Source organism: Nocardioides sp. (genome assembly GCF_024509035.1).
GTDB lineage: Bacteria > Actinomycetota > Actinomycetes > Propionibacteriales > Nocardioidaceae > Nocardioides.
Map to the genome: position 1 here is coordinate 1 of NZ_JANINT010000050.1, position 11,227 is coordinate 11,227.

At 72.9% G+C, this 11,227-nt stretch carries 10 protein-coding genes; 1 reads left to right on the forward strand and 9 read right to left on the reverse strand.

Going from position 1 to position 11,227, the window contains the following annotated elements; translation table 11 throughout:
- A partial coding sequence (locus Q0L15_RS04345; protein ID WP_296602499.1) for an aromatic acid exporter family protein occupies nt 1-1,113 on the forward strand: 1,113 nt, incomplete at its 5' end.
- Nucleotides 1,114-1,140: 27 nt separating this feature from the next.
- On the opposite strand, the gene Q0L15_RS04350 is transcribed toward Q0L15_RS04345, so the two are convergent.
- The 9 genes from Q0L15_RS04350 to Q0L15_RS04390 form a co-directional block, all read right to left on the reverse strand.
- The gene (locus Q0L15_RS04350; protein WP_296602501.1) at nt 1,141-3,090 is read right to left on the reverse strand and encodes an ABC transporter permease; all 1,950 of its coding nucleotides are present in this window, start codon (nt 3,088-3,090) and stop codon (nt 1,141-1,143) included.
- Nucleotides 3,087-3,863 carry an ABC transporter ATP-binding protein gene (locus Q0L15_RS04355; RefSeq protein ID WP_296602502.1) on the reverse strand — a complete coding sequence of 259 codons (777 nt, stop codon included), beginning with the start codon at nt 3,861-3,863 and terminating at the stop codon, nt 3,087-3,089. Before Q0L15_RS04355 ends, Q0L15_RS04350 begins: the two co-directional genes overlap by 4 nt.
- 142 nt (nt 3,864-4,005) lie before the next feature.
- A complete protein-coding gene (locus Q0L15_RS04360) occupies nt 4,006-4,671 on the reverse strand; it encodes a response regulator transcription factor (protein ID WP_296602503.1) in 666 nt (221 codons plus the stop codon).
- The gene (locus tag Q0L15_RS04365; RefSeq protein ID WP_296602504.1) at nt 4,668-5,909 is read right to left on the reverse strand and encodes a histidine kinase; all 1,242 of its coding nucleotides are present in this window, start codon (nt 5,907-5,909) and stop codon (nt 4,668-4,670) included. Before Q0L15_RS04365 ends, Q0L15_RS04360 begins: the two co-directional genes overlap by 4 nt.
- Nucleotides 5,906-6,340 carry a helix-turn-helix transcriptional regulator gene (locus Q0L15_RS04370; protein ID WP_296602506.1) on the reverse strand — a complete coding sequence of 145 codons (435 nt, stop codon included), beginning with the start codon at nt 6,338-6,340 and terminating at the stop codon, nt 5,906-5,908. Before Q0L15_RS04370 ends, Q0L15_RS04365 begins: the two co-directional genes overlap by 4 nt.
- A gap of 7 nt (nt 6,341-6,347) precedes the next feature.
- Nucleotides 6,348-7,535 (reverse strand): molecular chaperone DnaJ, encoded by a 1,188-nt coding sequence (dnaJ, locus tag Q0L15_RS04375; RefSeq protein WP_296602508.1) that lies wholly within the window; start codon nt 7,533-7,535, stop codon nt 6,348-6,350.
- Between the two features lie 40 nt (nt 7,536-7,575).
- Nucleotides 7,576-8,184, reverse strand: coding sequence for a nucleotide exchange factor GrpE (grpE, locus tag Q0L15_RS04380; RefSeq protein ID WP_296602510.1), 609 nt, complete (start codon nt 8,182-8,184; stop codon nt 7,576-7,578).
- Nucleotides 8,181-10,037, reverse strand: a complete 1,857-nt coding sequence (dnaK, locus tag Q0L15_RS04385) for a molecular chaperone DnaK (protein ID WP_296602511.1) — start codon at nt 10,035-10,037, stop codon at nt 8,181-8,183. The genes grpE and dnaK overlap by 4 nt, the downstream gene beginning before the upstream one ends.
- Before the next feature lie 185 nt (nt 10,038-10,222).
- Entirely contained in the window at nt 10,223-11,104 is an 882-nt protein-coding gene (locus Q0L15_RS04390; RefSeq protein ID WP_296602512.1) for a LysR family transcriptional regulator, read from the reverse strand.
- Nucleotides 11,105-11,227: the final 123 nt, after the last annotated feature.

Genomic DNA, 11,227 nt, shown 5'->3' on the forward strand with positions numbered 1-11,227 from the left:
GCCAGCGGCCTGGACCGCGTGGTGGCGGTGGTGACCGGGGTGTCGCTGGCGGTCGGGTTCGCCGCCGTCGTACCGCTGGAGTGGTGGAGCCTCGGCCTGCTCATCCTCCTCTCGATCACCTTGGGGCAGGCGCTGCGGCTGCGGGACAACCTCATCGAGGTCGCGATCAGCGGGATGCTCGTCCTCGGCGTCGGCTCGCTCGGCGCCGAGGCGGCGGCGGGCCAGCGGATCGCGGAGACACTCGTCGGTGCGGGCATCGGCGTCGCGGCCAACCTGCTCTTCCCGCCGCGCATCCCCACCTCCGACGCCGGCCGCGAGATCGAGGGCCTGGCGGATGCGATCAGCGCCCTCCTGCGACGCACCGCCGACGCCCTGGAGCACCTGGCCGGCGACCGCGGCTCGATCGCGACGGCGGCGGCCGCCTGGCTCGAGGACGCGCGCCGGATCACCCACCACGACGTACCGCGGGTCGGGGCCGCGCTGCTGCACGCCGAGCAGGGGCGCCGCCTCAACGTCCGCGCCGTCGGTACCCCGGATCTCGGGCCCGGCCTGCGACACGGGCTGGAGTCGCTCGAGCACACGGCCCTGACCATCCGCTCGATGTACCGGGCGCTCGCCGACGCCGTCGAGGGCGACCCCGCCTGGCTCGAGGACGACAGCGGCCCGGACGTGCTTCTCGGCCTGGGACTGACGTGTCGTGAGCTGGCCGATGCCGTCGACGCCTTCGGCGAGCTCGTCCGGCTCGAGGCGGCGCCCGCCGGCGAGGTCGAGTCGGCCGACTTCGCAGCGCTGCGAGGGTCGATGCAGGGCCTGCCCGAAGCGCGGCACCGTCTCGAGGACCTGTCCACCGCGGTGGCCGACCCCGCCCTGCGCGAGCTGCACGCCAGCGTGCTGTCGACCGTCAAGCGCGTGCAGCGTGAGCTCGACCTGGAGCAGCGCGTACGGCGTCAGCTCCAGCTGCGCCGCCCGGTCCGCACCTGGCCGGCTCCGCTGCGCCCGCACCCCTCCCGCCGCCGGCCGGCCTCACCTGCCGAGGCCGGCCTCGAGGTCGACGTCGACGCCGAGACCACCGCGTTGCCGCGGCTCTCCGACGACGATGTCGACGAGCGGTGACGCAGACGCGCCCGTTCCGCTCGCCGGCTACCTCGCCGAGACAGGGCCACGCAGGTTGCGCACGACCGTGGGCACGATGGTCAGCACCGAGATCGCGAGCACCAGCACGCTGAGCACGGCGTACGCCGTCCACCCGACCCCGGGCATCGAGGCCCCGAGGAGTCCGAACCCCACACCGAGGACGGCGGGGATCACGGCGACGGTGCCGATCGCCCACGCGGCTGCGCCCGTGATGAGCGACTCCACCCACGCCATCCGCAGCAGCTGCGCGCGGGTCGCGCCGGTGCGGCGCAGCAGGTCGAGCTCGGCCCGGCGGCCGGCGGTGGTCATCACCAGGGTGTTCGCGGCGGCGAGGCCGACGAAGGCCAGGAGCGCGAGGAGGAGCACGGCGGACAGGTGCTGGCTGCTCGCGGCGGCCGTCTGCACGGAGTCGACGTACGCATCCTTGCTCTGCGCGGTGACGCCGAGATCCTTCACCTCGCCGGCGACCTCCGTGGAGGCACCGGGGTCGGTCGAGAGGAGCACGGTGTCGACAGCAGCGTCGGGGTCGTGGGCGGCCACGGTGGAGACGCCGACCAGGTAGTCGCCGAACCCGAGGCCGCGGTCGTAGACCGCGACGATCAACGCCTGCGTCTCGGTGTCGTCGGGGAACCGCATGGTCACGTGATCGCCGATGCCCTTGCCGAGGTCGAACTTCGCGTCCGCGCTGATCGCGACGGTGTCCTCGCCGTCGAGGTCGGCGAGCGAGCCCGCGGTCACGTCCGGGTCGAGCGCGTCGCCGGCGCCACCGTCGGGCAGCACGCGCAGCTGGAACGGCTCCCACGCCAGCCCGCTGAGCGCCGACGGCATCTCGTCGTCGGTGCGCACCTGGGTGCCGACGGTGGACAACGCGGTCGCGGAGCGTACGCCGGGCAGGTCGGCGATCCGGTCGACCTGGGCGGCCGTGATGCCACCGGAGCCGGCGGGGGTCGCGACGAGCTCGGCGTGGATGCCGGCGTCGAGCTGGCGCGTGGCCGCCTCCGAGACGGTCTTGTCCACGCTGGTCTGCACGGTGCCGGCCGAGAGCGCCAGCGCGAGCGGGACGATCGCGGTGGTCAGCCGGCGCGCGAAGCCGCGGGTGTTCGCGAGCGCCATCGCGGTGCTGACCCCGCCCGTCCGGGAGATCAGTGACGAGCTGTGGCCCAGGAGCCGCGTCACCAGCAGCGGGCCGGCGAGCGCGGCGGCACCGACCAGCAGGAAGGCGGAGGTCGCGGCGACCGCGGCACCGATCGTGCCGGGCACGGCGACGGAGGAGAACGCGCTCGACAAGCCGGTGCCGGCCAGGACCGCGGCGGTGATGAGCCGGGCGCGCCCGATTCCGGGCTTCTCGATCGTCGCCTCACGGACCGCGGCCGTGGGCGCCATCCGCAGCGTCTCGCGAGCGGCCAGGCGGGCGGCGAGCAGCGCGACCGGCAGCAGCAGGGCGACCGCGGCCAGCGCCGGGATCGGCGAGAGCGTCAGCTGGAAGCCGGCGGAGACGATGCCGCTGTCGACCAGCGTCGGGGTCAGCAGGCGGGCCGCGAACAGGCCAGGCACGGCGCCGAGCGGGGCGGCGACCACGGTGACGAGGAGGACCTCGGCGCCGACCATCCGGCGTACCTGCTTCCGCGTCGCACCGATCGCGCGCATCAGGGCGAACTCACGACGCCGGCGCCGGATCGCGAGCGCGAAGGTCGAGGCGACGACGAGGACGACGACGCCGAGCGCCGTACCGGCGAACGAGCCGGCCAGCGTGGCGAGCAGCGCGGCGTCGCCGGCGCCGTCGACCTGGGCGCGGATGCCGGACTCCATGACGACGCCGGTCGCGGAGATCAGGGCGGCGGCCAGCATCAGGACGATGAAGGTGCCGGCGACGCCGCCGCGGTCGGCGCGGACGGCGGCACGGGCGTTGCGGACGGTGGGACCGAAGGTGGCGGACATCGTGGTCACGGCGCTCACCGGCCCGTGCTCAGGGCGACCATGCGCCCGGTGATCTGCTCGACGGTCGGCGCGTCGAGCTGGTCGACGAGCCGCCCGTCGGCGAGGAAGAGGACCCGCTCGGCGGCCGAGGCGACCTGCGGGTCGTGGGTCACGAGGACCACGGTCTGGCCCTGGCGGCGCGCGGTCTCGCGGAGCACGTCGAGCACCTGCGCGCCGGTGCGGGAGTCCAGGGCGCCGGTCGGCTCGTCGGCGAAGACGACCGTGGGTGCGGTGATCAGCGCGCGGGCGATCGCCACCCGCTGTGCCTGGCCGCCGGACAGCTCACCGGGCAGCCGGTCCTCCATGCCGGTCAGGCCGACGGACTCGACCAGCTCGGCCTGCCGGGCCAGGTCGGGCTCGCGGCCGCTGAGGCGCACCGGTAGCTGGATGTTCTCGGCGACGGTGAGGTGGTTGATCAGGTTGTAGGCCTGGAACACGAAGCCGATGTGCTCGCGGCGGAACCGGGTCAGCCGGTCGGCCGACATCGTGCTGATGTCGACGTCGCCGATCAGCACCCGCCCGCTGCTGGGGGTGTCGAGGCCGGCCGCGGTGTTCAGCAGCGTGGACTTGCCGGACCCCGAGGGGCCCATCACGGCGGTGAACGATCCGGGGCTCAGGGCGAGCGACACCGACCGCAGCGCGGTCACGGGCGCCGGCCCTCCGTCGTAGCTCTTGGTGACGTCGAGCAGGCGTACGGCGGTCTGCGTGCCGACGTCGGCCGGGTTGGTCGGGGGGAGGGTCTGGGTGGTCACGGGGTGCTCCGTAGGTCGTGGGATCTCTCGATTCATCACCTACGACGTTAGGAAGCGAGAACCCTCCCCACGAGCCTCGCGAGAACGGTCCTCGGCGCTTGCATCCTTCGATGCAACGCCGTCCGCAACGGGGTGCGGACGATCAGTCGGGGACCTCGACCACCCGGTTCTGGTACGCCCACACCGCCGCCTGCAGCCGCGACCGGACGCCGAGCTTGGGCATCATCCGAGCCAGGTGCGACTTCACCGTGGACACCTCCAACACCAGCTGCTCGGCGATCTCCTCGTTCGACATGCCCTGGGCGAGGAGCAGCAGGATGTCGAGCTCGCGGGCGGTGAGCAGCTCGGTGGCGCGGCCGGCGGTGACGGGCTGGGTCTGGCGGCGGGTGGTGAACTCGCGGAGCACCCGGCGGGTCAGCGACTGGTCGATCGTGCCGTTGCCGGCCGCCACCGAGCGGACGGCACCGACGATCACCGCTGGGTCGGCGTCCTTGAGCAGGAAGCCCGAGGCACCCGCCTCCAGAGCGCCGAAGACGTAGTCGTCGATGTCGAACGTCGTCAGCACCAGCACCGGGATCGGGTCCTCGACGCCCGGCCCGCACAGCGCGCGGGTGGCGGCGATGCCGTCCTGGCCGGGCATCCGGATGTCCATGCAGACCACGTCCGGACGCAGCTGCTGCGCGGTCGAGACCGCCGCGAGGCCGTCGGCGGCGACGCCGACGACCTCGATGTCGGCCTCGGCGCCGATCAGCGTGGCGAGGCCGGCGCGGATCAGCGGCTGGTCGTCGGCGATGACGACGCGGATCATGGGGTCTCCTGAGGATCGGTCTGAACGTCGGGGTCGCGCGGGATCCGCAGCAGGACCTGCCACCCGCCGCCGGAGGTCGGGCCGTGCTCGAGCCGCGCGCCGGTGAGGTCGGCGCGCTCGCGCATGCCGACCAGGCCGAACCCGCTCGACCCGACCGCCACGTCGGGCGGCCGCGTGCGCGGGCCGTTGCGCACACTGACCACCAGCGACGCGGCGTCGCGGTCGTCGACGACCACCTCGCAGCGGGCGCCGGGCGCGTGGCGAGCGGCGTTGGCGAGCGACTCCTGCACCATGCGGTACGCCGCGAGCTGGGCCAGCGGGCCGATCCCCTCGCCCAGCGAGTGGTCGGGCGCCTCGAGGACGGTCAGCTCCACCGGTGTGGCGGCCGAGAAGTCCGACGTCAGGGCTGCGAGGCCGCCGAGGTTCTCGATGCGCGTCGGGGTCGTGCCCGAGGCGGAGTCGTCGTCGCCGACCCGCAGCAGACCCACGAGGCTGCGCAGGTCGTGGAGGACCGACACGCTCTGCCGGCGTACCTGTGCGGCAGCCTCCTTCGCGCCCTCGGGGTCGGTGTCGATCTGGGTGCCGATCGCGGCGCTCATCACCGCGATGCCGGAGAGGTGGTGCGCGGCGATGTCGTGCAGCTCGCGCGCCATCGCCGTGCGCTCGCGGGCCACAGCGGCGGTGAGCAGCGCATCGCGCTCGCTGAGCAGCGCCCGCTGCTGGTCCTCGCGCGCGGCCCGCGACTCGCGCCGGGTGGCGACCAGGACACCGACCAGCACCGGCACGCCGATCGTGCCGGTCGCCTGCAACAGCGGGCCGCCGACGGACGTCAGCATCGGGTCGTCGAGCCGCAGGCCAGCGACGAATCCGCCACAGGCCACCAGGCCGCCCGCGGCGACCAGCGTCGGCCAGGTCTGCCGCACGGGGCGAGTGACGGCGACCAGGTACGCCGCCACCATGACGAAGAACCCGGTGACGTTGGTGGCGTCTCCCAGCGTCGCGCCCCCGGCGAACACGGCGGCAGGAGCGGCCATCAGCAGGGCGACCTGGGGGTTCGACCACCACCGCAGGAGGAGGAGCGCCTGGAGCGTGACCAGTGCCGCCCCGACCCACCAGCCGATCTCGTCGAGGCCCGGCACGCGCTCGGCGTCCGCACCGGTGGTGACCAGCGGCAGGAGGGCGAACGAGCCGACCGCCAGCGCCCAGCACCCGGCGACGACCCACCGGCGCGGGGTCATCGACCCCGGCGCCACACCACCACCGACTGCCCAGGATCAGGTCCGCGCAGCACCGGGAGCTTGTTGGGCAGCCCGGCCGGGCGTGAGGAGGCCGCCTGGCGCAGTGCCTCGCGCAGGGTCTCGACCTGGCGGCGCAGCTCCTCGTTGCGCTGGGCCAGGGCGGCGGCGCGGTTCTCGAGGTCGAGGATGCGGCGTACGCCCTCGATGCCGATGCCCGACGACGTCAGCTCGGAGATCTCGCGCAGCCGCTCGATGTCGCGGTGGGAGTAGCGCCGCCCACCGCCGACGGTGCGGCCCGGCGAGACCAGGCCGAGCCGCTCGTAGGTGCGCAGCGTCTGCGGGTGGAGTCCGCTCAGCTCCGCCGCGACGCTGATGACGAAGACGGCGGCGTCGGGCCCGGGCGGTTCGAACGTCGGTCGACGGGTCGGCACGGTGGTCTCACGCCTCCTCGAAGAGTCCGGATCGCAACGGCTTGCCGGTGGTCGCCTCGCGGTAGGCCTGGACGGCCTCCCGCGCCTTGGCGTCGAGCACCGCCGGCACCTGGACCTCGACCGTGGCGAGCAGGTCGCCCTTGCTGCCGTCGGCCTTGGGCGCGCCCTTGCCGCGCACTCGGAAGGTCCGCCCGCTCGGCGTGCCGGCCGGGACCTTGAGGGTCACCGGCGCGCCGCCGAGGGTGGGGATCTTGATGTCCGCGCCGAGCGCGAGCTCGTCGAAGGACACCGGCACGTCGAGCGTGAGGTTGTCGGCCTTGCGGCCGAAGAGCCGGTGCGGCGCGACCTTGACGGTGACGTAGAGGTCGCCGGCCGGGCCACCGTTCTCGCCGGCACCGCCCTTGCCGCGCAGGCGGATGCGCTGCCCGTCGCGTACGCCGGCGGGGATCCGCGCCTGGATCGACCGTGCGGAGGTGCCGCGCCCGGATCCGTGGCAGGTCGGGCACGCCTCGTCGTAGATCAGCTGGCGACCACCGCACCGCGGGCACGTCTCATTGATCGAGAACGCGCCACCGGCCGAGGCCACCACGAACCCGGCACCCTCGCACTCGGGACACACGTGCGGCTTGGTGCCGGGCTTGCCGCCGGTGCCGTGACAGTCGGGGCAGGGCGCGTCGGAGGTCAGCCGCAGCGAGATCGTGACGCCGTCGATGGCGTCGGTGAAGCTGATCGTCGCCGTGGTCTCGACGTCCTGGCCCTTCTGGGCCCGCGGGCGCTGCTGCTGGCGACGGCCGCCCTGACGGCCGAAGCCGCCGCCGAACAGGTCGCCGAACATGTCGCCGAAGCCCCCGCCGCCACCGGCCCGGTCGCGCAGCAGGTCGTCGAGGTTGAAGCCGCCACCGCCGGGCTGGCCGCCGCCGAACCCGCCGCGGAAGCCGCCCGAGCCGTAGAGCTCGCGCATCTCGTCGTACTTCTTGCGCTTCTCGGGGTCACCGACGACGTCGTAGGCCTCGGCGACCGCCTTGAACTTGTCGTGCTTGGCGGTGTCCCCGGGGTTGGAGTCGGGGTGGTTGGCGCGCGCGAGCTTGCGGTAGGCCTTCTTGATCTCGTCGTTCGAGGCGTCCTTCTTCACGCCCAGCTCGGCGTAGAAGTCCTTCTGGGCCCAGTCGGCCCGGAACCCGTCCGTGGTGCTCACGCGCGCACCCCCTCTCCTGTGTCGTTCTGGATGACCATTCCTACTCGGTCGGGCCGCTCGGCGGGTCGACCACCAGCACCTGCGCGGCGCGCACGACCCGCTCACCCATCCGGTAGCCCGCCTTGGCGACCACCTTGCAGGTCGTCACGGTGACCTCGGGGTCCTCGCCGATGTGGGAGAGGGCCTCGTGGACGGTCGGGTCGAACGGGTCGCCGGGCTCGCCGAACTTCGTGAGTCCCAGCCCGGAGACCACCCGCTCGAGCTGCTCGGCGACTGCCTTGAAGCCGCCGTCGAGCTCGGCGTGCTCGCGCGCCCGGTCGATGGTGTCGAGCACGTCGATGATCGGCGTGAGCGCGACGTACGTCGCGTTCTCGCGGATCAGCTCGCGGTCACGGTCGACGCGACGCTTGTAGTTGAGGAACTCCGCCTGCAGCCGCTGGAGGTCGGCGGTCAGCTCGCCGACCGCCCGTTGGGCGACGGTGAGCTCGTCCTCGAGCTCCTGCTCGGCCTGCTGCTCGGCGGCCTCGGCCTCGGCCTCGGTGCTGGGCTCAGCCGCGTCCGCGGCGGGCGGAGGGGCGACCCCAGTCTCCTGGGGCCGCTCCTCCTCCACCTGCGTGGGCTGCTGCTCGTCGTACGACGGCTCCGTCACTTGGACTCGCCCTCGTCGGCCGGGCCCTCGTCGACGATCTCGGCGTCCACCACGTCGTCGTCGGCCTCGCCGGTCGCCCCGGCGGAGCCGCCCGCGGCGGCCGAGTCGGCCTCGGCGGCGGCGTACATCGCGGCGCCCATCTTCTGGCTGGACTCCCCGAGCTTGGTGACCCCGGCGCGGATGTCGTCAGCGCTGGCGTCCTCCTTCTCGAGGGTGGCCTTGAGGGCGTCGACGTCGGTGCGGACCTCGGTCTTCACGTCGTCGGGCAGCTTGTCGGCGTTGTCGTCGAGGAACTTCTCGGTCGTGTAGACGAGCTGCTCGGCCTGGTTGCGCGTCTCGACGGCCTCGCGGCGCTTGGCGTCCTCCTCGGCGTACTGCTCGGCCTCACGGACCATCCGGTCGATCTCGTCCTTGCCGAGCGCCGAGCCGCCGGAGATCGTCATGGACTGCTCCTTGCCGGAGGCCTGGTCCTTGGCGGTCACGTGCACGATGCCGTTGGCGTCGATGTCGAAGGTGACCTCGATCTTCGGGATGCCGCGCGGGGCCGGCGGGAGGCCGGTGAGCTCGAAGTTGCCGAGCGGCTGGTTCTGCGCCCACATCTGGCGCTCGCCCTGGGCGACCTTGATCTCGACCGACGGCTGGTTGTCGTCGGCGGTCGTGAAGATCTCCGAGCGCTTGGTCGGGATGGTGGTGTTGCGCTCGATGAGCGTGGTCATCACGCCGCCCTTGGTCTCGATGCCGAGCGAGAGCGGGGTGACGTCGAGCAGCAGCACGTCCTTGACCTCGCCCTTGAGGACGCCGGCCTGGAGCGCGGCGCCGACGGCCACGACCTCGTCGGGGTTGACGCCCTTGTTGGGCTCCTTGCCGCCGAGCAGCTCCTTGACGACGTCGGTCACGGCCGGCATGCGGGTGGAGCCGCCGACGAGCACGACGTGGTCGATGTCCTTGACCGCGACGCCGCCGTCCTTGAGCACGCTCTGGAAGGGGCCCTTGGTCCGGTCGAGCAGGTCGGCGGTGAGCCGCTGGAACTCGCTGCGGGTCAGCTTCTCCTCGAAGTGCAGCGGGCCGGACTCGCCGTGGGTGATGTAGGGCAGGTGGATCGTGGTCTCGGAGGAGGAGGACAGCTCGATCTTCGCCTTCTCGGCGGCCTCCTGGAGGCGCTGCTTGGCGATCTTGTCGGCGGCGAGGTCGACGCCGTTGTTGTCCTTGAACTTCTTGACCATCCACTCGACGATGCGGGCGTCCCAGTCGTCACCGCCGAGGTGGTTGTCACCGGAGGTCGCCTTGACCTCGACGACGCCCTCGCCGATCTCGAGCAGGGACACGTCGAACGTGCCGCCACCGAGGTCGAAGACGAGGATCGTCTGGTCGTCGCCCTTGTCGAGGCCGTAGGCCAGCGCGGCCGCGGTCGGCTCGTTGACGATGCGGGAGACGTTGAGGCCCGCGATCTCGCCGGCCTCCTTGGTGGCCTGGCGCTGGGCGTCGGAGAAGTACGCCGGGACCGTGATGACTGCGTCGGTCACGGGCTCGCCGAGGTAGGCCTCGGCGTCGCGCTTGAGCTTCTGCAGGACGAACGCGCTGATCTGCTGCGGCGTGAAGTCCTTGTCGTCGATCTTGGTCTTCCAGTCGGTGCCCATGTGACGCTTGACCGACCGGATCGTCCGGTCGACGTTGGTCACGGCCTGGCGCTTGGCGACCTCGCCGACGAGGACCTCGCCGGACTTGGCGAAGGCCACGACGGACGGGGTCGTCCGGGCACCCTCGGCGTTGGCGATGACGGTGGGTTCGCCACCCTCGAGAACGGCCACGACGCTGTTCGTCGTGCCCAGGTCGATGCCGACCGCACGTGCCATTTCTGCTACCTCCGCAAAATCGAGTCTTCGGGTGCTGTCATCCTCGCACCGGTCGGTGTGAGTCTGGCAAATAAGTTGAGTCGGTTCAACTCAACTTCGTTCACCCGGTCCAACGCACCTCTGCCCGTTGGTGTTCCCGGTTGCCCGACCGATTTCCGTTGACCCGCCCGAAAGTTTCGGGCGGGTCAACGCGCTGCGGCGGCCAGTGCGGCGGCCACGGCGGCGGTCGCCGGTACGCCGTCCGCCCCCGGACGGAACACCAGCCCGACCCGGCGCCGGCCGAGGCCGGGCAGCTCGACACTGCGCACCCCCGGAGCCCGGTGCGCCTCGAGCGCGGAGGCCGGGAGCACGCTGACCCCGAGCCCGGCGGCCACCAGGTTCTGCACGACCACATAGTCGTCGGTGACGTGGCGGATCGCCGGCTCGAACCCGGCCGCCTCGCAGCACGCGACGAGGTGCGCCCGACACCGGACGCAGCCGCCGATCCACTCCGCGTCGCTCAACTCCGCCAGTCCGGCGACGGCGCGGTCCCCCGCCGGCAGCACGAGGTGGACGGGCTCCTCGAGCACCGGGCGCCACTCGAGCACGCCACGCCCTTCGGGCGGCCCGTCGTAGCCGAACACCAGCGCGAGGTCCGCGTCGCCGGCCAGCACGGCCGCCATCGCCTCGGGCGGCTCGGCCTCCTCGAGGCCCACCTCGAGCCCCGGCCGTTCGCGCGCCAGGTCGCCGAGCGCCGTCGGCACCAGGGTCGCGGCCGCGGACGGGAACGCCACCAGCCGCACCCGACCGCCCCGCAGCTGCGCGAGGTCGGCGAGCTCCTCGCCCGCGGCGTGCAGCTCGGCCGCGATCACGTCCGCTCGGCGCAGGAGCGCCGTACCGGCCTCCGTCGGGCGTACGCCGGAGGGCCCGCGCAGCAGCAGCGGCCCACCGACCTCGCGCTCGAGCCGGGCGAGGTGCTGGCTCACCGCGGGCTGCGTCCAGCCCAGATCGCGCGCGGCGGCGCTGATGGAGCCGGCGCGCGCCACGGCCCGGAAGATCAGCACCCGGCGCGGGTCGAGGACGTCCATGACCCAAGCATCGCTTATGGGGCGTGCAACGAGAACGGGGATTCCTTGGAGCGACGGGACCGCCGATGGTGGACGCATGCTGACCATCGGCCTCATCGGAGGCATGTCCTGGCACTCGACCGA